Below are 25,167 nucleotides of genomic sequence, written 5' to 3'. Positions count from 1 at the left end.
CAATAAAGAAACTACTTTTGCACCACTCAAAACAATAAGAGTAATGGTTTCTTAGCTCAGTTGGTAGAGCAACGGACTGAAAATCCGTGTGTCCCTGGTTCGATCCCTGGAGAAACCACGAGAAACAACAACAATTTCTTACAAAAGCCCTTAAATCCTAGTATTTAAGGGCTTTTTTGTTTTTTGAGAATTTCAAAATAATACAAATATTCTCAAAAATTAGGTGACCTTCTCGGTGACCTGCCATTTTTTGAACTTTATAGGTAACCGAATTCTTTGTAAAAGCCTATCAATAAAGGTGTAGAGCAATTGAACATCTTGTCTGATAGGTCACCAAAAGGTAATTTTAACCCATAAAGTCATCAATATGAATGCAAAAGTTTCGGTATTATTTTATGCCAGAAAGTCTAAAGCGAAATCTAGTTCCAAAATCCCAATTTACATGCGGATTACAGTAGATGGACAACGAACAGAATTTTCAACAGGAAAATTTGTTGAAGGTAGCAAATGGAATCCTGCTCAAAGTCGTTTAAAGGGCAATTCTGAGGAGGCGCGCGTTATGAACAAGCATTTTGATATTCTACAAGCAAAAGTCCTCGAAATCGAAAATAGACTCGTTTTCTTAGGCGACCCTTTCGATGCTACGGATATTAAGAGTTTGCTCACAGGAACAAAAACAACAGAAAGGTTCCTAATTCCAATTTTTGAGGAACACAATTCCAAAATGGAAAAACTTGTTGGCAAAGAGTATGCGATTGCGACCCTTAAAAATTTCAAAACTTGTTTGTCGCATTTGAAGGAATTTTTGTGGACATTTCACAAAAAAGCGGATATCAATATTCAGAAATTGGAACCGTCTTTTCTCAATGATTTTGATTTCTTTCTACGAACAAAAGCGAATATCAACAATAATTCTGCGGTGAAGCACACCAAAAACTTGAGTAAGATTTTAAAAATCTGTTATCAAAACAATTGGATAGAAAAAGATTTGGTGATTTTCTACAAAGGCAGATTTAATGAAGTGAATGTGAATTTTCTAACTGATGAGGAACTTTCTTCAATTCGCGAAAAGGAATTTTCGGGAAAAGGTTTGGAACTCGTTCGTGATTTATTTGTTTTCAGTTGCTTTACAGGTTTGGCTTACATCGATATTTTTAATCTTACAAAAGACCAACTTTCCAAAGGAATTGATGGAAATCTTTGGATTATCACGAACAGACAAAAGACAGGAAGTGCATCAAATATTCCTTTACTTCACGTTGCTGAAGAAATTATAAAGAAATACGAAAATCATCCTGTTTCTTCCAATTCGGGAAAGTTACTTCCAGTTTATACCAATCAAAAAGTGAATGAATACCTGAAAACGATTGCGGAAAATTGCGGGATCAACAAAAAACTTACATTCCACTGTGCGAGACATACTTTTGCAACTACAGTTACACTTGCAAACAATGTTTCTATGGAGAGTGTTAGCAAAATGCTCGGCCATAAAAGCATTAAAACTACTCAACATTATGCAAAAATTTTGGATAAGAAAGTGAGCGAAGATATGGGGAATCTGAAACTTGTATTAGAGAAAAAAAATGAGGTTCAGAAGGAAAATGATAAAAAACTCGGTTCATAGCCGAGTTTTCTTTAATATTCAAAATTTTGTGATTGATTACATCAGCATATTTTCCTTGATTTTCTTCACATAAAAAAAAGAATTTTCAACTATTAAATCAATTGATTTTCATATACTCAATCAAATCCTTAAAATAATCCTTCGACCAAATATCCAAAGTTTTTGGATCGGAAATAAATCTCTTTGCATCGTTTTTGGCGGTTTCAAGATTTACAGTTTCGATTCGGTCATACAATAATTTTCGGAATTCTTGTTCGGTCATTGTTTCTTTTTGCCAATCACCGCTGTCTTTTGCTCTAAATAGGAAATGTTCCAGATTTAAGGAAGTTCCTCGTCTGATATACCATTCCATATCGTACCAATCCCTGCCTTTTACATTGTTTCCCCACTTTCTAAAAAGTAAAGCGTGCATCTTTCCAGCAAATAAATCTTCGAGGACGAAACATTTTACATAAAATGAAAACGGCTTCAATAACAACTTTTCTTCAGTTTCAAAACCTAAAGGTGGTTTCGTATCGACTTCAATTTTGATTTTAAGTCCAATAGTCTCTTTTAAGCCAAACTGTGGCAAAACGGTTTCTAATACTAATTCGCTCCACAAAGTTTCTGATTTTAAAAATGCTGATTCTATATTGGATTGGACAGATTTTACCTTTGTCTTTATAGAAACTGACATTCCTTGCGCAGTGAATTCGTCTTCAATGGCTTTCAGGTAGTTATTCAGATGGAAATTTTCATCGTTTTGCAAGAGAGAAAAATCCAAATCCTCTGAAAATCGGTTCAATCCGTAAAATATCCTTAAAGCTGTTCCACCATAAAATGCTGCCTTCTCAAAAAAACCACCACGATATAATCCAGCCAATGTAATTTGTTGCATGATCTCACGCAATGCTTGTTTGTAGTCAAGATCCGTTTTTGGTTGATATTCGGCAATCCAATCTTTAATCATAATTCTTCAATAGCTTTAATGACAAATTCTAATGATTCTTTTTTTGGAGCATCAAAAATCCATGATGCCATTTCTTTTGTATTTAATGATTTTAATTGATCCTCATCCATTCTCATATTTTCCAGCAGAAAAACCCTTGCAGATTCAACGCGCCTGAAAATTATTCCCGAAGTTGTCGCAACTTTATCTAAAATCGCTTTCTCCGCGGTTGCCATTAATGAAAATTGATTTTCACGCAATTTAACTTGTTGAATTCCGAATGCGTAATAAGGAGGTTGAAGTTTGATGTACTCAAAATTTCCAAAAGCGTTGTTGAAGTTTTTGGAGTTTTTCAATGTCATTGAAACGATGGAAAAAACCTGTTCAGGAATTAAACCATGATAAGATAATGCCGATTCCGAAGAAACATAACTTGGTCCATACAAAACATTGGCAACCGAGAATGGTTCAGGTAAAATTTCGGAGTTCCAAAGGTATAATCCTCTTTTTAAGGAAATCAGATTTTCTTGTTTAATCAACTCGTAGATTTTGTCATTTGGTCTTTTATAATCCTTTAAAAGCGAAACTAAAACCTGATGAGAAATCGGTTGCGATTGGTAGGATGATATTTGTCTTTCTAAATTCACGATACAAATGTAAAAAAAATAATAGATAATCGGATTAGTTCCGATTATCTATTGAAAAATTTACAGATTATATCTCAATTATCTGTTCTTTATCGTAACCATTGTCTGGTTCATCAAGATATCCATGTGGATTGCAAATTACTTCTGTTTTGTCAATTGAATATCCGTTGCGAGAATAGCAGTGCCTCTATGTTTTGTAAAAATAGTAAATATTCTAAAAAAAATCAACTATCCACAAAAACAATGACCAATTTAATCCAATCATTTCAGAAATTTGCGTAATTTGAACACAGGGTTCTACTGAACGTGACTAAATCAGCCAAACCCAACTTGCAAACCTGCGTAAAAAAGATACAACCAAAAGCCAATCTCTTTCTGTGTTTTTTCCTTTAAAAGCCAATCAATTTTAAAATTAAGGAGACAAAGCCAAAAACTAGCGTCCATAAAGAGTTTTCAGACCTCTGAAAAATTTTCATATTGCTATAAAACTTTTATTGCAAGATGTGTCTTTGTATATACAACTTTTCAAGTTGCTGATACAAAAACGATCTTGCCTTTTGAAAAAGGGGAAAAACTGCGGAACTTGTTTTTTCTTTCAAGAATTGAGTTCAAGAATCTAAATTCATCTTAATTATTCTTTTTTAATCTTCCGAGATTCCAAACTCGTCTAAATTGTTCTTATTTAGCCTACACCGCATGAACACTATTGTTTTAGAATACAAATCGAATGAAATTAGCATAAAAAATATTATGGCAGTAGATATAATTACGAAAGAAGACCTAAAAGAATTTAAAATTGAACTTTTGGAAGATTTGCAGAAAATTCTGAATTCCAGCAAAACGATAGAGAAAAAATGGTTAAAATCTAACGAGGTTAGAAAAATTTTGAAAATTTCCTCAGGGACATTACAAACGCTTCGTATCAATGGAACTTTACAGTATTCCAAAGTTGGCGGAACAATTTATTACAATTATCAGGACATCGAAAAAATGTTAAATCAGAAATAATTTTGGTATGAATTACATTTTTCATCTCACTGGTTTTTACGACAAGATACAGGAAGATAACCGACTGAATCCTACTCACATCAGTCTTTACCTTGCTTTGTTTCAGTTTTGGAATCTCAATCGTTTTCGAAATCCAATTAGTATTTCGCGAAACGAAATGATGAAACTGAGCAAAATTTCTGCTTTTGGAACTTACCATAAATGCATTAAAGAGCTACAAGAATTTGGATATATTGAATACATCCCATCATTCAATCCATACAAAGGGAGTTTGGTGAACCTATTTAGTTTTGATAATTCTGAGGGGATTCAAAATTTGAAGCGTATCAAAAAACAAACAACCTCTGAACAGGTAGCGAACAGGATGCATATCAAAATCGATACAGGTTCTGAACAAGCACTGATACCTTCTATAAACAGTACAAACTCATTAAACAATAAACAATTAAAAGATAATGAGCACTCAAGAATTTTTGATGAAGGAAATTTGCTTTTAAAGAAAAAAAATAGGTCGATTGAAATTCCACCGGACATTTTAGAAGTCGAAATGTATTTTCTCGAAAAGGATTCCACAAGATTTGAAGCAGAAAAATTTTTCAATCATTACGAAAGCAATGGCTGGCTTGTCGGCGGCAAGTCGAAGATGAAAAATTGGGAAGCCGCTGCGAGAAATTGGCTTTTAAATACGAAAAAATTCAATAATACCTCAAATTCCTCTAGTTTCGCGAATGGAGTAGAGTTAAAACCAAATCACCTCAATGCAACTACCAACAAATCCTATCGAGATGAGTTATGACTATAGAGAAGTTGTAATGTGGCTACGAAAATGCGGTAGAAAGCATCTAGGCAAAAACTTCGTTATACCCGAAAACGAAAAAGGAATTATTTTCGGAATGCTCGCTTGGTTTCTTCAGGACGAATTAGTAGCCAAAGAAATGAATATCGATCTCAGGAAAGGAATAATGTTAAGCGGACCAATTGGATGCGGAAAAACCACACTTTTCAAGCTGATGGGAAAAATACCTTCCAAGAGAAAAAATTTCATGATGACTTCTACACGCCAAATTGTTTCAGAATTTATGCAGTCTGGCTATGAAATTTTAGAAAAATATTCTCGTGGGAGTCTATACAATGATCATCGCACTCCAAAAAACTACTGCTTTGATGACCTCGGTAGCGAATCTGCCTCCAAATATTTCGGAAACGACTGCAATGCAATGGCAGAAATTCTCCTAACGCGCTACGATATTTTCAAGGAAAAAGGAATCATAACGCATCTCACGACCAATCTTACTGCCACTGAAATCGAAGAAATCTACGGTAACCGTCTTCGCTCCAGGATGCGGGAGATGTTTAATCTTTTTGGGTATGATGAAAGTTCGGGTGACAAACGGAGGTGATTCGGAGTTGCAACGGAGTTAGAACGAACTTTTTGTTGATGGCCTGAAAGGTATTAGAAAGATTAATAGGTTCAGATTGGTGTCAAACTTTAGAGCCAAAGACAAGTTTCATTTTACCTAAAAGTGTAATTATGTGAACGTTAAGCATTAGAACTTTGTTGGAATGGTGTCAGGAATGGTGACATTATTTTAATTGAGATGTATCATCCAATTCGAAGATGTGAGAATAATCTCTTTCCAATAGAAAAACTTAACAATTAATTGTATGAGTGATTTGGGTCACATTTGGGTCAAAGATGCTGATAAAAAGTATTACATTATTTCGCGAATACTTGTATGATGTTGTTAATCAATGTTTATCTAAATGTTACCTAAGTTTATTTGGGTCACATTTGGGGTCAAAGCTTTTGATAAGATTTTTATAGACACATTTAATTTCATTACTTTTATTAAAAATTGTAGTTAATATCTTATTTAAAGGAGAAAGAATAAAACCATGGCAACCAACAAGTATGCAACAATTCGCTATAACGCTTTAGACAAATGTTTCAGTAATTTTGGCAAGAGGTTTTATATGGAAGACCTTATCGATGCATGTGATCAAGCGATTTCTGGATTTTCTGGCAGTAATTTGGGAATTCAAAGACGACAAATCTTCTACGATATCAATTTCATGGAAAGCGAACAGGGTTATTCTGCGCCCATCGAGAAAATAAGAGACGGCAGGAAGGTTTTTTACCGTTACTCCGATAAAAGTTACTCCATTAAGAATCAAGGCTTAAATGACAACGAAGTTGAACAAATAAGTTCATCACTCTCCATTTTGTCCCGGTTTAAAGGTTTGCCAAATTTCGAATGGATTGAAGAAATACAGGTTCGTTTGGAAGATACTTTTAAATTGAAAGGGAGTTCGGTTTCGTTTGTTGGATTTGAAGAAAATCCCTATTTAAAAGGCATCAATCATTTTGCAACTTTGTTCAACGCAATTCAAAATAAAGTCGCGTTGAATGTCACTTATCAAGGTTTTCGGCAGACTGAACCCCAAACTTTATTACTTCATTCTTGGTATTTGAAACAGTATAATAATCGCTGGTTTTTGTTTGCCTATGATTCTGAAAACAAAAGAGTCGGAAATTTTCCTATCGACCGAATTCTAAATATTGAACAATCTCAGGCAAAATTCATAGAAAATCAAGCCATTGATTTTGATGAATATTTCGACGATGTGATTGGAGTTACCGTTTTTGACACCCCAAATGTTGAAAAAATTCTTCTGAAAATCGACAAAAAAACTTGGCCGTATATTGAGAGCAAGCCTTTACACGGTTCTCAAAAACTGAAAAGCATTGACGATGAGAAAGTCCAAATCGAACTTTCATTACAAATCAATCACGAACTAAAAGCGCTTCTTTTCTCACATCTTGACGCAATTGAGGTAGTTCAGCCGAAACATTTAAGGGAAGAGTTTCACCGGATTTCTTCTAATATTTACGAGAAAAGTAAATAAAATTTCCACCTATTTTTAAGATTATTTATCTGTGCACATCTGTTGCACAGATTATCTTGACATTTGCATAACTAATCTAAAAATAGTAATGTCATGAAAACAGAAAACCAAACAATTGCGTGTCCACATTGTGGTGAAGAAATCGATGTGAATTCAGTTTTAACACATCAAATTGAGGAAACAATTCGTCAGGATTTTATTCAAAAGGAAAACCAAGTTAAAAAAGATTTTGCCCTTAAGAATGATGCTTTACAAAAACAGATCGAAGCTTTCGAAAATGAAAAGCAAAAAAATGATGAACTCATAGCTGAAAAAATTGCAGAAGAAAAAAGAAAATTGGAAATCGGTATAGAGCAAAAATTGCGTCAGAAAATTGAAGATGAAAATAAACTTCTTTTGGAGGGAAAAGATGCCGAACTTGAAGAGAATAGGAAAAAACTTCAGGAGTTCAACAAAATGAAAGGCGATTTAGCCAGAGTTGAAAGAGAAAAAGCTCAAATGAAAGAGGAATTGGATGCCGAAAATGAAATCAAAATCAATGAAATACTCGAAGAAGAAAGGAAGAAAATTAAGAAGAATGTAGAAAGTAGCAGTGAATTCAAAATTAAAGAGTTGGAAGAAAAATTGAAAACTCAAATTGCTCTAACCGCCGAAATGCAAAGAAAACAAGAACAAGGTTCCATGCAACTACAAGGTGAAGTGATGGAATTGGCAATTGAGGAATTTTTAATTTCATCCTTTCCTACAGATTCTATTTCTGAAATTAAAAAAGGTGCTTCGGGTGCGGATTGCTTGCAAACCATCAATACTTACGAACACCAAAACTGTGGAACTATTTATTACGAAAGTAAGAGGACCAAGAATTTTAGTGCCGGATGGATTGAAAAATTCAAAAATGACATCAAGATAAAAGGTGCAGATTTAGGTGTTTTAGTTACAGACGCATTACCAAATGGAATGGACAGAATGGGACTTTACCAAGGCGTATATGTTTGTACGTACGACGAATTCAAAGGTTTGGCGGCAATTCTTCGTCAACAGTTGATTCATCTAAACTTTGCCACCGCTTCACAAGAAAGCAAAGGCGAAAAAATGGAATTGCTTTATCAATATCTTTCTTCCAATGAATTCCGCTTGCAGATTGAAGCCATTATCGATGGTTTCAATAAAATGAAAAACGGAATTACTTCTGAAAAAAATGCAATGCACCGAATCTGGAAAGAAAGGGAAAAGCAAATTGACAAAGTTTTAATCAATACTTCAGAAATGTTTGGCTCTATCAAAGGAATTGCCGGGAAATCAATACAAAACATCGAAGCATTGGAAATTGGATACGACGTGATTAAAGATATCCAAGAATAGCACTCATTTTTATTAAATATTAATCTCAAAATTCACGAATTATGAAAAAGCGTCAAATTCACAATCTTATCATCCTAGATGAAAGTGGTTCAATGGAATCCATCAAGTCTCAAGTTATTTCTGGTTTTAATGAAACCGTTCAAACCATTAAGGGTTCTCAAAAACTGTTTCCGGAGCAAGAACAAATTATAACCGTAGTAAGTTTTAATGGTTTAGGAAATAAGCTATTGCATTATAATGATGAAGTGAAAAACCTACAGCAACTGAATGACCATTTATATAATCCTGATGCAATGACGCCTCTGTTCGACGCAATTGGATTTGCCATCAACAAAATGAAAAAAGTATTAAAACACCAAAAAGATTCTAATGTTTTGGTAACGATTTTCACAGATGGTGAAGAGAATGCGTCCAGAGAATATACAGGAAATCAGGTGAAAACGATGATTGAGAAACTCAAAAATGAAAACTGGACCTTCACCTATATTGGAACTGACCATGATGTGAAAAAAATTGCCATTAATCTATCGATCACCAATACTTTAAGTTTTGAAAAAAACAGTGAAGGTATTTCTGAAATGTTTGTAAAAGAGCGAAATGCGAGAAATAATTATTACAAGAAAGTTTCCTCAAATAAAGACACGAAATCTAATTATTTTGATGAGGTCGATAATGACGATGGAAAGTTAAATCGATAAAATCAATTTTCGCTATATTAGTGCCTGTTTTAATCCAATGATATGGCTTCAAAGTTTAGTTTTTTACAACCAGAATATGATGAGCTTTTTCAGTTTGCAACAGTAGCTGAAAAGCTCTATTTCGTGGATGCTAGTTCCTCGATTTCTAAAACACGTTTGGTTTGTGAAAAATTAATTGCATTAATTGGCGCGTTTGAAGAGATTTCACTGGAAGGAATGGTGCAGTTTGAAAAAATTAATCATTTAAGCAAACTAAATATTTTGCCGGATACTGTTGGTTCGTTATTCCATATGGTGAGAACTTCTGGAAATGTGGCTTCTCATCACGGTTACAGCACAAAAGAGGAAGCTTTGAAAATTTTGGAAAGCGCCCATAAACTTTTGGTCTGGTTTTACGAAACTTATGAAAATGATTACATCGAAGATAAATCTTATTTCCCAACAAAACCCGAAGAAACCAATGCAGAAGTCGTAGAACTCAATAGAACCATCGATGGATTAACTTTACAACTGCAGAAATACGAAGCGAAAATTAAAGATTTCAATAGTAATGAAGATAAAGTTTCAAGCCGTAGAAAACTGGCCGAACAACGAGCAGAAAAAATTTCTTGGAGCGAAAGGGAAACCCGTGTCCAATTGATTGACGCTCAACTTCGTGACGCAGGTTGGGAGTGCGATACAGAAAATCTTAATTGGAAAACCAAAAAAACTTTTCCTGAAAAAGGAAGAAATCTCGCTATTGCAGAATGGCAATGTGGTAATTTGTACGCTGATTATGCTTTGTTTGTAGGAACTGAACTTTACGGCGTGGTTGAAGCCAAGAAATTTGCAACGGATATTTCCACGAATCTACATCAATCTAAAAAATACGCAGAAAATATTAAGGAAGTTGAGGATGTTACTTTAATGGGAGAATGGGATCATTACAAAGTTCCGTTTCTTTTCTCAACCAATGGTCGTAAATATTTAGAACAACTGAAGACTAAAAGTGGAATTTGGTTTTTGGACATTCGGAAACCAAACAATAGAGCTACGGTTTTGAAAGGTTGGTATTCACCTGAAAGTTTGAAAGAACTTTATGAAAAAGACATAGACAAAGCCAACAAAAAACTCGAAGAAAGTTCAACGGATTATTTAACTTCCGCTACCGGTTTGAACCTTCGACATTTTCAAATTGAGGCGATAAAGGCGGTTGAAGACAAGATAATCTCCCATCCAGGAGAAAAAAGTGCTCTAATTGTCATGGCTACTGGAACCGGAAAAACCAGAACGATTAATGGACTGATTTACCGTTTGATTAAAGCCGACCGTTTTAAAAGAATTCTTTTTTTAACTGACCGAACTCTTCTTGCAAAACAAGCCAAAGACAGCATCAATGAAAATAAAATTGAAGTGCAACAATCTTTTGGTGGAATTTACAAGTTCGAATATTTGAAGACCAAAATTCCCGATAGTGAAACGAGGTTGCATTTTGCCACCGTTCAAAGTATGGTGAAGAGGTTGTTTTATTCAGATGAACCACCTTTAACTGTTGATACTTACGACTGTATCATTATTGATGAAGCGCACCGAGGTTATCAACTGGACAAAGAGCTCGACGAAGAAGATATTTCATTCAAGGATGAAGAAGATTATGTGGCGCAATACAGAAAAGTGATTGATTATTTTGATGCGTTTAGAATTGGTATGACGGCAACTCCAGCTTTGCATACCACCCAAATTTTTGGTGAATCTGTGTATGATTATTCGTACAGACAAGCCGTGATTGATGGTTATCTGGTAGATCATGAGCCGCCACATATCATTAAGACCATTCTGAATACCGAAGGTATAAGATGGGAAAAAGGCGAAAAGCCGCAATTGTATGATCCAGAAACTGGGGAAATCATTGATCTAGCAGAACTGGAAGATGAGTTGAATTTCGAAGTGGAGCAGTTTAATAAAAAAGTGCTGAATGATAATTTCAACCGTGCAGTGATCCAAGAACTGGTGCAACATCTCGATCCCGACGGAAATGAAAAAACGCTCATTTTCGCTGCCCGAGATAGTCATGCGGATACCATAGTTCAAATGCTGAAGGAAGAATTTGAAGAAATTGGCGTGGATGTTCATCATAAAGCCATTGAAAAAATCACAGGAAGTGTTTACAATGTGGAGCAACTTGTTCAGGAATATAAAAATGAAAGATATCCAAACATTGCGGTTACAGTCGATTTATTAACTACCGGAATTGATGTAACTCCAATCTGCAATTTGGTTTTTATGAGAAGGGTAAAATCAAGGATTTTGTTTGAACAGATGATTGGACGAGCAACCAGACTTTGTCCGGAAATAGGAAAAGAAAGTTTCAAAATTTTTGATGCGGTCCGAATTTACGAAGCACTGGAACCTTATACACAGATGAAGGCAGTGGCAAATCCTTCCACCACTTTTCAACAATTGGTTGCGGAAATGGAATATATTGACAACCCTGAAAGATTAGAAAAGCAGAGGGATCAAATTATTGCCAAACTCAATAGGAAAATCAGAAAGTTGACAAAAGATCAGCAAGAGCAATTTGTTTTCTTATCAGGCGATAAAAGCGTTTCTGAATTTTTGGAACATCTGAAAAAATCTAGTGGCGACGACTTGAGAAATCTAATTAATGAGAAACCTAACCTTTGGGAATATCTGGATGTGAAAGTATATCAACCACAAACCCAATACATTTCTAATCATGTTGATATGGTTCAAGAGGTTTCAAGAGGTTACGGTAAAGCCGAAAAACCGGAAGATTATATTGAAGGATTTAAGAAATTCATTTCCGAAAACAGAAATGAAATCGCTGCGATTAGCATTATCTGCAGCAAACCAGAAGAACTGGATCGAAAATCTTTGAAAGAACTCAAATTACTTCTTGACGAAAAAGGGTATAACGAACTCAGTTTAAACACCGCTTGGAAAGCAACAAAAAATGTAGATATTGCCGCAGATATTATTGCTTACATCCGAACTTTAGCTTTGGATGCTGAACTCACAACACCCAACGAAAGAGTAAAAAAAGCAATGATGAAACTTCGTGCTAAAAATAACTGGAACAAAATTCAGCAAAAATGGATAGACCGTTTTGAAAAACAATTGTTGGCAGAAACCGTGCTTACAACTAAAGATTTCGACCTAAAACCATTCATTGATGAGGGCGGTTTCAAAAGGCTTGATAAAATTTTTAATCACGAGTTGGAGTCTTTGATTGCAGAAATGAATCATGAACTGTACTCCGCATAAGCCAACCTTGTCAAGGTTTGAAACCTTGACAAGGTTCATTTCAAATCTCAATAACGGAGTAATCACGAACTCCATTAAATATTATTTAAAATCGTGAGTAAATCTCAAATCTCAAATTAAACTATGGGTGCTCAGGAAATAGCAAATAAACTCTGGAATCTTTGTAACGTTCTTCGTGATGATGGCGTTACTTATCACCAATACCTTAACGAACTTACCTACATTCTCTTTCTGAAACTTTCGGAAGTGAAAAATTTTGCAGACCAGTTTCCGGAAGAATACCGCTGGAAAAAATTTGTGGATGAAAAAGACAACGTAGCCGCTTTTAATCTATACCGAGAGTTTTTGGCAACGGTAAGTTCCAAAACGACTAGTGATGCCGTGAAAGAAATTTACACCAACGCATCTACTACTTTAACAAAGCCGGTCAACTTCAATACACTTGTTCAAAACATCGATAAACTGGATTGGTATGAAGAAAGTGATCGCGATGTGATGGGCGATATTTATGAAAGTCTTCTAGAGAAAAACGCCAACGAGAAGAAATCTGGAGCCGGACAATATTTTACACCAAGACCTCTTATTAATGTAATGGTAAAACTAATGGTGCCAAAAGTGGGTGAACGATGGAACGATCCCGCATGCGGAACTTTTGGGTTTATGATTTCTGCCGATCATTATCTGAAGGAAAAGACGGATAATTATTTTGATCTGGATTCCAAAGAACGGGATTTTCAGGAACGGGAAGCTTTTACGGGCGTAGAATTGGTGGGAGATGCGCACCGATTGGCGTTGATGAATGCACGACTTCACGGCATGGAAAGCCGAATTTATCTTGGCGATACTTTAACAGACCTTGGTAAATCCCTGAAAAATTACGACGGAGTTTTGGCAAATCCTCCCTTTGGAACCAAGAAAGGAGGCGAAAAACCAAGCAGAGACGATCTTACTTATCTCAGCAGCAACAAACAGCTGAACTTTCTGCAGCATATTTACAGAAGTTTGAAGCAGGACGGAACCGGAAGAGCCGCCGTAGTTTTGCCCGACAATGTTTTATTTGAAGACGGCGACGGACAAAAAATTAGAAAAGACCTGATGGAGAAATGCAATTTACACACGATTTTGCGTTTGCCGACCGGAATTTTCTACGCAGCAGGAGTAAAAACCAACGTGCTGTTTTTTACGCGAGGAAAAAAAGAAGAAGCCAACACGAAAAATGTCTGGTTCTACGATATGCGCACCAACACGCCGAGTTACGGAAAACGAACGCCTTTTACCGAAAAAGCCTTTGAAGATTTTGTTTTGGCATACACCGGAGGAATTGCTGCAAAAGATTTAATGGATTACGACGGAACGATTGACGAAGAAAAACGCGCCACAATAACCGACGAAAGATGGCAAAAAATCTCCAGAGAAACCATTAAAGCGAAAAACGAATCCCTGGATTTGGGATTGATTGCAGACAGCAGTTTAACCAACGCCGAAGATTTGGGCGAGCCTTTGGATTTGGCAAAAGATGCATTGCAGGAACTGAAAGCGATAGAACTGGAACTGAACGAACTGATAAAAGAATTGAGTTAATGGAGAACAAGTTGCCGAAGAATTGGGTGGAAACTACACTTGGGGAAATTACAACAAAACCTCAATATGGATGGACTACAAAATCTCAAGATTTTGGCTCATACAAATATTTGAGAACCACAGATATTGGAAAAGGCAAAATTAATTGGGTAAAAGTTCCTTATTGTATTGAATTACCTGACAAAATTGAAAATTATCTTTTGCAGAAAAACGATATTTTGATTTCTCGGGCAGGCTCGATTGGTTTAAGTTATTTGGTTGAAGAAGTTGAAGAGAATTGTTTATATGCTTCATATTTAATTCGATTTAAACCTTTAGTGAATGCAAAATTAATTTCCTATTTTCTGTTCTCGAATCAATATTGGAAGTCTATTTCGGATAATGCTGTGGGAATTGCGGTTAAGAATATTAACGCTCCAAAACTTCAATCTATTGCATTTCCGCTTCCGCCACTTCCAGAACAAGAACGCATTGTCGCCAAACTTGATTTGCTTTTTGCACAGCACGAAAAAATGAAAATTGCTTTGGAGAAAATCCCGCAGATTTTGAAGGATTTCCGGCAGCAGATTTTGACACAGGCAGTGACGGGGAAATTGACGGAGGAATGGAGGGAAGGAAAGGATTTGAGTTTTCCAACCAAAGAAAAGATTGCTTCCGAAATTGCATTAGAACTTCTTGATTTAAATAAAGAGAATTCTGAAAATAAAAGGTCGATTTTTAAGCAAAATTCTATTTCTTTCATTAGAAAAAATATAGATAATGATTGGTCATTTTATACAGTGGAATCATTATGTGTTGCAATAGTTGACTGTTTGCATGAAACGGCAATTTTCTCTGAGGAAGGATTTAACATTATTGATACAAATAATATTGAGCCTTTTAAATTGAATTTTAATAAGATGAGGTATGTTGATAATGATTTTTATATAAAATGGATTTCTAGATTAAAACCTAGAAAAGGAGATATAGCATTTACAAGAGAAGCAAATATTGGAAATGCTGCGATGATACCTGAAAATAATTTGTATTGTATAGGTCAAAGAACAATGTTGTTTCGTTTTAGTAATTTACTAAATGACAAATTCTGCGAATATTTCATGAATTCTGAGGAGTTTAAGATACAATATCGTCCATTAATTAAAGGAGTTGCTTCTCAACATATCAATATTCGAGATTTGAGATTGTTAGAATTTCCATTGCCTTCACTTGAAGAACAAACCCAAATCGTTTCCCGCGTAGAATCTCTTTTTTCCAAAATCGACGTCATAGAACTGCGCTACCAAAAACTCAAAGAAAAACTCGACCAGCTTCCGCAAACCATTTTGCACAAAGCTTTCAAAGGCGAACTCGTGCCACAACTCCCAACAGACGGCGATGCCAAAGATTTGCTGAAGGAGATTTTGGCGTTGAAGAAGGAGGGGAAGAAAAAGTAAAAAAATAAATAAGATGAAAGAATATTTGCAAAATTTATTCGGAATTTCCGACCTGAAGAAATCCAATGATGAACTTCAGAAACTTACTGAAGATTATAGAAGTCAAGTTGAAAAACTTACTTCGAAATTAGCAGAAGAAAATTCAACAAAAGCTTATGCTACAAAACTTTTACAAGAACAGTCGGAATTTCAAAAATGGTTTTCAACTATTCAAGAAACCCAGAAAATGGAACTTTCAGTAATTGATGAAAAGCTGTCTCAGCTTCTTCCCCAAAAACTTGATGTAGAAAATTTAGAAGTTCTGAAAGAGATCGAATTCATTGCAGATCAAAAACTGAATTTGGTTGATACCTCGCAACTCAATAGAAAAATTGAGGGAGCTACACTTATTTCAAAAAATGATGCTGCTGAAGGTTTGGTTTCAAATCTTTTGGCAGGTTCAGCTTCTGCTGGAATTGCAAAATATATTACCAAAGGTCTATACACCACTACTGCAAAACCGGAACAATTAATTCAATACGCAAACGGAACTTTTTCTTCAATAACTTCTAACGGAGCAAAATTTGGAAAACATGTTGGTTTTACACAAGCTGGTTTTATGTCAATGGCGCCATTACTTGCTTTTCAGGCAGCATCGATGGTTACATCACAAATACACATGCAGCATATAAATAGGAAACTATCAAAAATAAACGAAAAAGTCGGTTACCTATTTGATTTTCATAAGAATGAAAGAACCGCTAAACTAAAATACATCAATCAAAAAATCAATGAGTATTTTAGTAGAGACTATTTCACAACCGAAGATTTTGTGATGATGGATCAGTTTAAGTATGATCTTCTTGTGATGCAAGAAGAAGGCGCGCAGTTCTTTGTAAACACTTTAGTGGATAAATTTCAAGCGTTGGGAATAAACATTGATTCAAGTTATGAACTTGCAGTTGTTGCAAAAGATAAAAAATCAATTTGGAAGAAACTTGAAGAAAAAGGAAATAATCTCAACCAAAACCTTGGTAATTTTGTGGAAAAGTCAAAATCCCAGATTGAGAAGACAATTCAAGGCTTTCAAGATTCACAAATTTTCTTCTATGCGGAGGTTTCAATAACGGCGGAAAAATTATATGAAAATTTGCTTTTAGCAGAATTGGCAGCCAATTTAAAAGTGAAGGAGCTAGATCGCGATCGCATTGGAAAAATTGATGAATTGCGAAGAAATGTTGAGCAACATAATATTAAAGAAAAATCAAGTAAACTGATTGGCGAATTCTATAAAAAATTTGAAATTGGTTTTGGAAGTTTCGTTGCTCAGAAAAGAAAGTCGGCATTTGAGCGTAACCAATCAGAAATTGGAATAATGCTTCAAAAATTTGAAAAGGAATTATCGATTTTGAAAAATTTGTTAGAATTAGAATCAGACTCAAAACATCTCAATAATTTTGCTAATGAATTTTATGATGATTATGAAATTATCATAGATAACACGGGAGAGCAAGAGTTGGTTTATATGAGAAGATTGAATGGTTAAGAACTTATTTTGAGGATTGACAACTTGGTTTAATTTTGTTGCACTTAATTTATATTTCTAAATTTGCTTCGTGAGTACACGAGTTGAAAATATCAACAAAGAATTAATTGAGTGGGCTATTATCAGGAATGGTAATGACCTGCAGGAATTTTATGTTCAAAATCCAACTATAGAAAGTTGGACGAAAGGTGAAAAATTTCCCACAGTAAAACAGCTGGAAAGTTTCACGCACAAAGTTCATGTACCTTTCGGTTATATGTTTCTACCTAAACCACCACAAGAAGAAATTCCCCTTCCTTTTTTTAGAAGTGCAAATAAATTTCCTACCAATAAGGTTAGTCTAAATGTTTTTCAAACTATTCAAATCATAAAAGACCGTCAGAACTGGCTCACTGAATACTTGGAAGAACTTGATTTTCCGAAGTTGGAATTCGTTGGTAAATTTTCTGTGAACGACAATTATAAAGTAATTGTTAATGATATCCGAAAGGTTCTGAATATAGAAAATGATTGGGCAAGCCGATACAACAATTGGGAACAGGCATTAGACTTCATTACCAATCAAATAGAGGATGCTGGAATTATCGTTACCTATAATGGAGTTGTAGGCAGCAATACGCACAGAGTGATAGATGTGAAGGAATGTAGAGGTTTTGTATTGGTAGATGAGCGCGCACCTTTTCTATTCATAAATTCTGCAGATGCTAAAGCAGCGCAAATGTTCACGTTAATTCATGAACTTGCTCACGTTTGGCTAGGCAAAAGTGCCGGTTTTGATATGGATAAAATGTTGCCAGCAGATGATCCTGTAGAAGTCTTGTGCGATAAAGTTGCAGCCGAATTATTGGTTCCTGAAGTTTATTTCTTAAAAAAATGGGAAACCACACAGGATTTCAAATATCTAAGTAAAATTTTTAAGGTAAGTCCAATCGTAACAGCAAGACGTGCCCTTGATCTAAATTTAATTACACGCAGTCAATTCTTTAGTTTTTACAATAATTATATTGAAGAATATAAGGCCAAAAAAGATAGACTGGGTTCCGGAGGTGATTTCTATGCTACTGCAAAAAAAAGAGTTAGTTTAAGGTTTGCGGCATTTGTAAATAATGCAGTGAAAGACAATCAATTACTTTATAGGGATGCATACAGACTAACCAACATGAAAGGTGATACCTACAATAAATTTGTAACTGAATTTTTATATTGATTGTGGTTTACTTATTAGACAGTAATGTTTTTATTCAGGCACACCAAACAAGTTATCCGTTTGATGTTGTTCCCTCTTTCTGGAACAAACTAATTGAGCTTTCTAATAAGGGAAAAATCAGAAGTATTGATAAAGTAAAAAAAGAAATTTGTGGTTCAAGCACACCAGATCAACTTTCTATTTGGTTAGAAACAAAAATTGGAGCGGATTTTTTTGTGGATTCTTCTCCTTGCGTTGATACTTATGCGGAGATTGCTGTTTGGACAAATGATAGCGACCAGTACTTACAATCTGCTAAAGATGAATTTTTGCAAACTGATTTAGCAGATCCATGGCTAATTGCATTTGCAAAAAAAAATGGCTGTGTGATTGTAACTCATGAAACCAGTAATCCAAACAGTAAAAAGAAAATAAAAATTCCCGAACCTTGTATTCATTTCGGCGTTAAATTTATTCGACCTATAGATATGTTTAGGGAATTGAATGAAACTTTCTAGCTAATAATAGATTTTTACAAATAATTTTACTGTGCATTTCTATTGCGCACATCTCTTGTTCCTTTGTGGTATTAATTTAAACATTAAATATCATGAAAGAGCATTTATCACATTTCCACGTTGCAGGTTTCACTTTTTACGATGGCGTTGATGTTTTCAACAAACTGAAAGTCGGCAAAAAATTAAAATTCAAACTCGAGGAAGACAACAAATGGGATCCGAGAGCCGTTGCCATTTATTTCAAGGACTCAAAAATCGGCTTCATCCCAAGAACCGAAAACCGGATTTTCTACAAACTCCTAAAAGTAGGAATCACCCAATTCGAAGCCAGAATCCAAAAAATCGATCCGCAGGAACACACTGAAAGACAGGTGGAAATTGTGGTGCATTTGGTTTCCAAAGAGGAAGTGGTATACTAAAACCTTGACAAGGTTGATCAACAGAAAATTTCAAATAAAATGCAATTCTTAAAATTTCTTTTTACGGCGGCAATTATCGGAATTGTTTTATGGTGTTTCATATTGGTTTTTGGCTTGTTGATAGAAACATTTCCTAGTTTCGGAGGTTTCATCACGATGATTTTCGCTTTATTTTTTGTTTGGCTTTTCTTTAGACCAAATGAAAACGAAGATTTCACAAATCATTAAAAAAAACTAAATCATGAAAAAGCAACTCTATCTTGTTCTGCAAAAACAATGGTTCAACGAAATTCTCGCCGGAACAAAAACCGAGGAATACAGAAATTTCACCGATCATTTTATCAACCGTCTTTGCATTTTAGACGAAAAAGAAGAAATTATAGGTTTCAAAGATTATGAAACCGTGAAATTTCAAATGGGTTACAACAAAGACGCCCCTCAAATGATTGTGGAATGCAAAAAAATCTACATCGCCCAAGACGATGGCGTTGAAGAAAAAGATTTGAAGCCGGAGAATTTTTTCTTTGTAATTGTGCTGGGAAAAATCTTGGAGAGAAAGAATTGTTGAGGGATTTATTTGCTAATTTTATAAAATCATTAAGTAAGGCTTACTAAAATAAAATATGGATAAGAAAAAAATCATAGAAGTTAACACGATCATTACTTCATTTTATAGTCGAAAAGGATTTATTACACCAAATGATTATACACTTACACTTTTTTTACTTTGTATTTATAAAGATGAAGTGGTTGATAAGAATAGGAGTATTTCAGAACTTGTTTACCAATTGAAGCAAGAGGCAGAATACAATAATCCTTCAGAATTGTTCAGATTATTACCGCACTTTCGTGTCTTAAGTTTTTTCTCAGCTGCTGATCTCGCTCAAATATTTTCTTATTTTTCTTTGCTTGAAAAATCATATTTTGAAAATCAATTTCCGGCTTTGTTTGATTTTGTTTTTAAGGTAATTACGGAATCATTGTCTTTCAAGAACGGTGCATTTATCGTTCATCCTAAATTGATGAAATTGGTTTTGGATGTTGCGCATGTTGAAAATGCAAGACATGTTTACAATCCTTTTGCATCTAATGTAGAAATTGTTTCCGAATTATCAGGAGAAACTGAATATTTTGGACAAGAATACAATCCGGAAATTTGGCGTGTTGGAAAGTTGCGACTTTGGGCACACCAAAAATTAAATTTCAATTATGTTTTAGAAAGTAGTATTGAAAACTGGCCTTCAGAGGAAAAATTTGATCTTATTTTTTCTAGATTACCTATTCTTAACAGAATTGATGTTAAAAATAGTTTTGGTGATAAAGTCGATTTAGAACATTTCGTTATAGAAGAATCGCTGTCATCTATTAAAATTGGCGGAAAGATTATTCTTTTCGTTCGACCGGCTTTCCTTTCCTCGGGACGAAAAACAGAAAAAGAACTTTTCAAAAAATTGGTAGATGAAAATCTTGTTGAAAAAGTACTTATTTTTCCGACAGGCGTATTCCGTCATACCAATATTGCAATAAATGTTTTGGTGCTAAATACGGAGAAACCAAGTACTAAAATAGAATTTATTGACTTTGATGATTATCTATCAAAGTCTAAAACTAGGAAATCATATATAGATTGGGACAACTTTGAAACGAACAACTTTCTTTTTCAACCTTGGGAATCGGTTCTCGTTGATGCGGAAGAGATAAGAAATAGAGATTATAATCTTCAAGGCAAAGTGTATTTTTTGGAAGAGTTGGAAGGAACTCCTCTCTACGAATTAGTAGAAGTTGCTAAGCGACAGAAACCAGAGAATTTTACTGATATTTCTAAGATTTTAAACGTTCGAGATCTGGGACATGATCCAAATATATTGCCCTCTATTAATTATGATTTGCTAGAACCCATCTCCACACTAGAAAATTTAATGTATTACACAGTTCTGGATGAAGAAGGTGTTTTGGTTTCATTAATCGGTGGAAATTTGAACGCAACCTACTTTTCGGGTAAACAAGCTGTACTATGCCATCAACGAATTGCATTATTAAAAATTATTGATGAAGATGCTATTTCTTACAAGTATTTAATAAATGAGTTGAACAAAGATTATGTTCAAAAACAGATAGAAGCTCAGGTTTATGGTTCAACTGTAAGAGATATACGAGTTAATGATTTGATGAATGTAAAAATCAATTTGGTTTCATCAGATTTACAAAAGGAGGAAATTGAAGAACAATTAAGTTCTACAATTAAAGAACTTCAAGAAGAGATTCAAAAAGTTGATAAGGACTTTCAAAGCATGGAAGCTGAAAAAAACGCAATACTAAGACATAAAATTGCAGGTTCAGTTTCTAATTTGGAATTTTTTGCGTCCAATATCAAAAATATTCTTGAAAGAAAAGTGTTGCCGAAATTTCCACAATTATTTTCTTTAAAGTTGAATGATAATCAATTGTTAAATCTAGGAGAATTGATTGATAACTTAATTAAGGATTCTAAAAGGATTACTGAAGAAGTCAGAAGCCAAACAGAAGACTTTATTCCAAGTGAATATCCTGTTTCACCAATTGAAATTGTGCCATTTCTGGAAAACTATTTTAAGAATGTAAGTGAGAAGAACCCCAATATTTTATTTGATATCAATTTGAATGATATTAAGAGTGATGACTTCAAAATCTTCACCTTTGCGAATGAAGATCTATTATGTTTTCTACTTGATAATCTAATCTCGAACATTAAAAAGCACGGGTTTAATTGGAACAAGGAGGAGGTAAGAAGAATTGAAATCTCGACTTCAATCCTTGAGGAATTTGAAACCTTTACAATCTTTATTTCAAATACAGGAAATCCAATGCCGGAAAATTTCACATTTGATGATTTTAGATCCAAGGGAATTAAAAAGGGAAAAAATGGAGGAAGTGGAATGGGAGGTTACATCGTTGATCAAATTATTAAATATTTTGGTGGTGATTGGTATATTGTTGACGAAACTGGTCCAGAAGGTATAGGCGAAACTGATCTTGCGACAACTTTTGAAGTATCACTTCCTTATCAGCAAGAATTTGTAAATTTAGACGATTTACAAATTGACAATGAAGAAATATAAAGTATTTTGGGTAGATGATGAATATCAGTCGCTTTTCAGTATCCGACAAATGGCAATTGATGCTGGAATTGAACTGATTCCTTTTGATAATGCAGAAACTGCAATTGCCGATTTGAAGGAAAATTTTCTTTGGTATGATGGAGCAATTCTCGATGGATTATTTTATAATACATCCGAAGAGGAAGGAGTTGCAACAAGACAAACAGCATTGATGAATGTGGTAAATTCTTTGAAAGAAATTCGTCCTAAAAAATATATTCCATGGTTCATTCTAACCGGTAAAGAAAAAATAAAAAATGATAACGACTTCATACAATCTGAAGGAAAAGAAGATTGTGTTTACGATAAATTAGACAATAATCAAATTCGGAACCTTTACGCAAGATTGAAAAGCGAAGCCGATCAACAATACGAAACCCAACTCATTCATCAATATCAAGATTCTTTCAAAATTTTTGAATCGCATTTAGAGTCTGAAACCAAATATGATTTATTGCAGATTCTAAAAAAGCTTTTTTCTGAAAGTACCATTCAGTTCGACGATTACAATTCAATACGAATGATTTTCGAGAAATTGTTTGATGAATTAAAGCTTTTAAGAATAATTTCTCCAGACATTAAATCGTTGAACGGTTGCAGTTTATTCTTGAATTGCAGACATAATGAATTTGAATTTTCAAAAGAAATCATACATCCTGTCATTGGAGAATTAATTTACCGCACCCTAAATTTAACTCAAGACGGATCTCATAGCGGTGAAAAACTTAATTTTCGGGTTCAAGAATATTGCTCAAAAAATCAAGCAAAACATCTTTATGCTTCCACCGTGCATTCCTTACTAGAAATTCTCAATTATTTTAATCTGTATTTGAATGATTGGAAAAAAACTACTGAAAATAAGGAAATAGCGTGGCTAAAGAAAAATATTCTTTCGGGAGAGATTACAGAAGTTTCCGCGAATGGTTATGCTACTTTTATTTCTGACAATAATCTTCGGTTTTCTGTTCCTCCAAAACTTGGTGAGCAATTTTCTCTTTATGTAGGTCAAAAATTAAAAATTGAACCTAAAGAAGATAATCCGCTTCATATTAAGTACATTTTTGTAGATTAAATCCATCTGTGCAAATCTATTGCACATGTCGTGCTCATCTTTGTACTGTTAATTTAAAAACGGTGCATTATGACAGATTATCAGAACTATTGGAATCAGGAAATTAGAAATTTACTTGATGAGTTGGATGCTCCTGCATCACTCCACACTAATATTGTGGATACGCTTGCAAATTCTCAAAGAACAGGTATTTTTGAGAATCAGATTATAAATGCTTTAAGATTGGGACTTTCCATAAAGGAAGGAAATCAAAATATAGCATTTGTTGCATCAATGCAAAGTGGTAAATCAAAGACCATTTATTTTCTATGCAATTATGTATTACCTGCAATCGGTTTGTTGAGCGGTCATGAAAATGTACTGTTTGTAACAAGCATGCGAGATACTGATTTGTATAATCAGAACAACCGAAATTTGGAAGCAGATTTTTATGACGCTTCCGAAGGACAAATGAAATATTCGCGAATTAAGGTGATTAAGATGAATGAGTTCTTTAATTATCCGAATCCGTTCAAAGCTGTACGCGATCTTAAAGTTCAACTTATAGTTAGAGATGAGGATCAGTACGGATGTGGCGAAGAATCTTCTTTCCAATTTGCATTTTTCGATAATTTAAGGAGCAAGCTGCCGGAAATTGGTTTGGTTGCTGTAAGTGCAACACCTTATGATATTTTAGATGCTCATTTTACCAAAAGTGCAGACATTGATGTTGTAGAAGGAGTAAGACCACCTTCCTATTTCGGAATTACAGAGATGTTGAGGGAAAATATGATTGATGATTTGCCATTAGATTTCTCACCACTGCAAGATAACAATGGAGAATATGTTGTTCATCCAAATGTTATTGAATATGTTCAGCATTTATTGAGTTTTGATGATGGATTGGGAATTATCAGAGAATCAACTACGTTGCGAGCATTGGAATTAAGAAACTTGTTGCGAACAAAACTGAAACACAATGTTGATGTTTTAGTTATTGGATCTGATTCTGCGTGTGATTTTTCAATAAATGAAGGTCTTTCTGAAGTAGCAAATTTAATTATGAGGATGGGAAGAAGGGTGATTCTAATAATTGTTCAAGCTTTAACCGCCGGAAAGGATTTAGGCAAATTAAAGGAAAAAATAAGGTTTGGAATTGAGCCGAGAGACAAACAACTTGCAAATGGTGCTCAAGGAATTGCAGGAAGATGTTGCGGTTACCATAATAACCGAACATTTAGAATAATGGCAAGTATTCCTTTGCTTAGTAATTATGCAAAATTTGAGCAAGATTGGGAGATTTTCAGCGATCCGGAATGGAAAGAAGAATTGATTGACAATTCAATTCGAGGACTGACAACACAAACCAAATTTGCGATCACTCAAGTTGAAGGAATCTTTACTTCTATAGACGATATTTTTACAGTTTCCGTAGAAGAGCTATCGACAGAAGAAGGAAGAAATAAGTTATCATTTCTTTCAGATGAAGTCTTTGATAGACTAGATGGGCTTTTTGATCCAAATGCCTACAATGGTTCTACAAAAGGAACGAGATTGAATGCGAAAGATGTTACAGTTCGTATTGCATCAAGTTATAATATGAAAAGCAATAGAGTGTATAAAAACTGGAACGCAGATTTAAGTGCCGATTTCGGCAGTGTATTCTTCAAAAAGAATGATTATAATTATGGTTTGTTGATTTCAAATTTTCCAGTTGAAGATGACCGAAATAAATTGGGTTTCTGTGGGATTAAAGTTTTTGTTTCCGGTGAGAAGGTATTTCGTGAAAGAGAAAGTGAAATTGTAAATACGTCCATGTATAATGCAGACTAATTCTAAGACCGTCTATTTGTTATGGACGGTTTTTTTTTTAGATTGA

General features: G+C 34.4%; 20 protein-coding genes and 1 tRNA gene. 19 read left to right on the top strand and 2 right to left on the bottom strand.

Features of this window, described 5'->3' with window-relative positions; genetic code table 11:
• The first annotated feature begins 45 nt into the window (after nt 1–45).
• Together AC00Y6_RS08375 and AC00Y6_RS08370 are read left to right on the top strand one after the other, a co-directional pair.
• Nucleotides 46–118, top strand: a tRNA-Phe gene (locus AC00Y6_RS08375).
• A gap of 249 nt (nt 119–367) precedes the next feature.
• Nucleotides 368–1,624, top strand: a complete 1,257-nt coding sequence (locus AC00Y6_RS08370; RefSeq protein ID WP_474490162.1) for a site-specific integrase — start codon at nt 368–370, stop codon at nt 1,622–1,624.
• Nucleotides 1,625–1,721: 97 nt separating this feature from the next.
• On the opposite strand, the gene AC00Y6_RS08365 is transcribed toward AC00Y6_RS08370, so the two are convergent.
• Both AC00Y6_RS08365 and AC00Y6_RS08360 read right to left on the bottom strand, forming a co-directional pair.
• A complete protein-coding gene (locus AC00Y6_RS08365; RefSeq protein ID WP_474490161.1) occupies nt 1,722–2,573 on the bottom strand; it encodes a nucleotidyl transferase AbiEii/AbiGii toxin family protein in 852 nt (283 codons plus the stop codon).
• Complete coding sequence (locus AC00Y6_RS08360) at nt 2,570–3,199, bottom strand: type IV toxin-antitoxin system AbiEi family antitoxin domain-containing protein (RefSeq protein WP_076782847.1); 630 nt, start codon at nt 3,197–3,199, stop codon at nt 2,570–2,572. Before AC00Y6_RS08360 ends, AC00Y6_RS08365 begins: the two co-directional genes overlap by 4 nt.
• A 750-nt stretch (nt 3,200–3,949) precedes the next feature.
• Between AC00Y6_RS08360 and AC00Y6_RS08355 the strand changes: the two genes are divergently transcribed.
• The 17 genes from AC00Y6_RS08355 to AC00Y6_RS08275 all read left to right on the top strand — a co-directional run bounded on the left by AC00Y6_RS08355 (nt 3,950) and on the right by AC00Y6_RS08275 (nt 25,121).
• The gene (locus AC00Y6_RS08355) at nt 3,950–4,207 is read left to right on the top strand and encodes a helix-turn-helix domain-containing protein (RefSeq protein ID WP_123904326.1); all 258 of its coding nucleotides are present in this window, start codon (nt 3,950–3,952) and stop codon (nt 4,205–4,207) included.
• A gap of 7 nt (nt 4,208–4,214) precedes the next feature.
• The gene (locus AC00Y6_RS08350) at nt 4,215–5,003 is read left to right on the top strand and encodes a transcriptional regulator (protein ID WP_474490160.1); all 789 of its coding nucleotides are present in this window, start codon (nt 4,215–4,217) and stop codon (nt 5,001–5,003) included.
• Nucleotides 4,966–5,607, top strand: a complete 642-nt coding sequence (locus AC00Y6_RS08345) for an AAA family ATPase (RefSeq protein WP_260129375.1) — start codon at nt 4,966–4,968, stop codon at nt 5,605–5,607. The genes AC00Y6_RS08350 and AC00Y6_RS08345 overlap by 38 nt, the downstream gene beginning before the upstream one ends.
• A gap of 496 nt (nt 5,608–6,103) precedes the next feature.
• On the top strand, nt 6,104–7,114 hold the full coding sequence (locus AC00Y6_RS08340) for a helix-turn-helix transcriptional regulator (RefSeq protein WP_474490159.1): 1,011 nt from the start codon (nt 6,104–6,106) through the stop codon (nt 7,112–7,114).
• Nucleotides 7,115–7,207: 93 nt separating this feature from the next.
• Nucleotides 7,208–8,476 (top strand): DUF2130 domain-containing protein, encoded by a 1,269-nt coding sequence (locus AC00Y6_RS08335; RefSeq protein ID WP_260129373.1) that lies wholly within the window; start codon nt 7,208–7,210, stop codon nt 8,474–8,476.
• Nucleotides 8,477–8,517: 41 nt separating this feature from the next.
• The gene (locus AC00Y6_RS08330) at nt 8,518–9,174 is read left to right on the top strand and encodes a vWA domain-containing protein (protein ID WP_260129372.1); all 657 of its coding nucleotides are present in this window, start codon (nt 8,518–8,520) and stop codon (nt 9,172–9,174) included.
• 42 nt (nt 9,175–9,216) lie between these two features.
• A complete protein-coding gene (gene hsdR, locus AC00Y6_RS08325) occupies nt 9,217–12,438 on the top strand; it encodes a type I restriction-modification system endonuclease (RefSeq protein WP_474490158.1) in 3,222 nt (1,073 codons plus the stop codon).
• Between the two features lie 123 nt (nt 12,439–12,561).
• Nucleotides 12,562–14,019, top strand: coding sequence for a class I SAM-dependent DNA methyltransferase (locus AC00Y6_RS08320; protein ID WP_474490157.1), 1,458 nt, complete (start codon nt 12,562–12,564; stop codon nt 14,017–14,019).
• Nucleotides 14,019–15,452, top strand: coding sequence for a restriction endonuclease subunit S (locus AC00Y6_RS08315; RefSeq protein WP_474490156.1), 1,434 nt, complete (start codon nt 14,019–14,021; stop codon nt 15,450–15,452). Before AC00Y6_RS08320 ends, AC00Y6_RS08315 begins: the two co-directional genes overlap by 1 nt.
• A 13-nt stretch (nt 15,453–15,465) precedes the next feature.
• Nucleotides 15,466–16,977, top strand: coding sequence for a hypothetical protein (locus tag AC00Y6_RS08310; RefSeq protein ID WP_474490155.1), 1,512 nt, complete (start codon nt 15,466–15,468; stop codon nt 16,975–16,977).
• Between the two features lie 70 nt (nt 16,978–17,047).
• Nucleotides 17,048–18,184, top strand: a complete 1,137-nt coding sequence (locus tag AC00Y6_RS08305) for an ImmA/IrrE family metallo-endopeptidase (protein ID WP_474490154.1) — start codon at nt 17,048–17,050, stop codon at nt 18,182–18,184.
• A 2-nt stretch (nt 18,185–18,186) separates the two neighbouring features.
• The gene (locus AC00Y6_RS08300) at nt 18,187–18,681 is read left to right on the top strand and encodes a DUF4411 family protein (protein WP_474490153.1); all 495 of its coding nucleotides are present in this window, start codon (nt 18,187–18,189) and stop codon (nt 18,679–18,681) included.
• Nucleotides 18,682–18,773: 92 nt separating this feature from the next.
• On the top strand, nt 18,774–19,100 hold the full coding sequence (locus AC00Y6_RS08295; protein ID WP_474490152.1) for an HIRAN domain-containing protein: 327 nt from the start codon (nt 18,774–18,776) through the stop codon (nt 19,098–19,100).
• Nucleotides 19,101–19,341: 241 nt separating this feature from the next.
• On the top strand, nt 19,342–19,668 hold the full coding sequence (locus tag AC00Y6_RS08290; RefSeq protein WP_260129365.1) for an ASCH domain-containing protein: 327 nt from the start codon (nt 19,342–19,344) through the stop codon (nt 19,666–19,668).
• 55 nt (nt 19,669–19,723) lie between these two features.
• Nucleotides 19,724–22,198 carry an N-6 DNA methylase gene (locus AC00Y6_RS08285; RefSeq protein ID WP_474490151.1) on the top strand — a complete coding sequence of 825 codons (2,475 nt, stop codon included), beginning with the start codon at nt 19,724–19,726 and terminating at the stop codon, nt 22,196–22,198.
• Nucleotides 22,185–23,309 (top strand): response regulator, encoded by a 1,125-nt coding sequence (locus AC00Y6_RS08280; protein WP_224137534.1) that lies wholly within the window; start codon nt 22,185–22,187, stop codon nt 23,307–23,309. The genes AC00Y6_RS08285 and AC00Y6_RS08280 overlap by 14 nt, the downstream gene beginning before the upstream one ends.
• A 69-nt stretch (nt 23,310–23,378) precedes the next feature.
• Entirely contained in the window at nt 23,379–25,121 is a 1,743-nt protein-coding gene (locus tag AC00Y6_RS08275) for a hypothetical protein (RefSeq protein WP_224137532.1), read from the top strand.
• Nucleotides 25,122–25,167 lie beyond the last annotated feature (46 nt).

Source organism: Epilithonimonas sp., from assembly GCF_056329745.1.
The sequence above is the reverse complement of the archived record's forward strand: the minus strand, read 5'-3'. Positions and strand labels throughout refer to the sequence as shown.

Excerpts from the sequence above, each read along its gene's own strand:
- AC00Y6_RS08280 (WP_224137534.1), top strand. The coding sequence starts at position 22,185 with ATGAAGAAATATAAAGTATTTTGGGTAGATGATGAATATCAGTCGCTT.
- AC00Y6_RS08320 (WP_474490157.1), top strand. The coding sequence starts at position 12,562 with ATGGGTGCTCAGGAAATAGCAAATAAACTCTGGAATCTTTGTAACGTT.
- AC00Y6_RS08365 (WP_474490161.1), bottom strand. The coding sequence starts at position 2,573 with ATGATTAAAGATTGGATTGCCGAATATCAACCAAAAACGGATCTTGAC.
- AC00Y6_RS08295 (WP_474490152.1), top strand. The coding sequence starts at position 18,774 with ATGAAAGAGCATTTATCACATTTCCACGTTGCAGGTTTCACTTTTTAC.
- AC00Y6_RS08350 (WP_474490160.1), top strand. The coding sequence starts at position 4,215 with ATGAATTACATTTTTCATCTCACTGGTTTTTACGACAAGATACAGGAA.
- AC00Y6_RS08370 (WP_474490162.1), top strand. The coding sequence starts at position 368 with ATGAATGCAAAAGTTTCGGTATTATTTTATGCCAGAAAGTCTAAAGCG.
- AC00Y6_RS08345 (WP_260129375.1), top strand. The coding sequence starts at position 4,966 with ATGCAACTACCAACAAATCCTATCGAGATGAGTTATGACTATAGAGAA.
- hsdR (WP_474490158.1), top strand. The coding sequence starts at position 9,217 with ATGGCTTCAAAGTTTAGTTTTTTACAACCAGAATATGATGAGCTTTTT.
- AC00Y6_RS08335 (WP_260129373.1), top strand. The coding sequence starts at position 7,208 with ATGAAAACAGAAAACCAAACAATTGCGTGTCCACATTGTGGTGAAGAA.
- AC00Y6_RS08275 (WP_224137532.1), top strand. The coding sequence starts at position 23,379 with ATGACAGATTATCAGAACTATTGGAATCAGGAAATTAGAAATTTACTT.
- AC00Y6_RS08355 (WP_123904326.1), top strand. The coding sequence starts at position 3,950 with ATGGCAGTAGATATAATTACGAAAGAAGACCTAAAAGAATTTAAAATT.
- AC00Y6_RS08290 (WP_260129365.1), top strand. The coding sequence starts at position 19,342 with ATGAAAAAGCAACTCTATCTTGTTCTGCAAAAACAATGGTTCAACGAA.
- AC00Y6_RS08330 (WP_260129372.1), top strand. The coding sequence starts at position 8,518 with ATGAAAAAGCGTCAAATTCACAATCTTATCATCCTAGATGAAAGTGGT.
- AC00Y6_RS08340 (WP_474490159.1), top strand. The coding sequence starts at position 6,104 with ATGGCAACCAACAAGTATGCAACAATTCGCTATAACGCTTTAGACAAA.
- AC00Y6_RS08310 (WP_474490155.1), top strand. The coding sequence starts at position 15,466 with ATGAAAGAATATTTGCAAAATTTATTCGGAATTTCCGACCTGAAGAAA.
- AC00Y6_RS08315 (WP_474490156.1), top strand. The coding sequence starts at position 14,019 with ATGGAGAACAAGTTGCCGAAGAATTGGGTGGAAACTACACTTGGGGAA.
- AC00Y6_RS08285 (WP_474490151.1), top strand. The coding sequence starts at position 19,724 with ATGGATAAGAAAAAAATCATAGAAGTTAACACGATCATTACTTCATTT.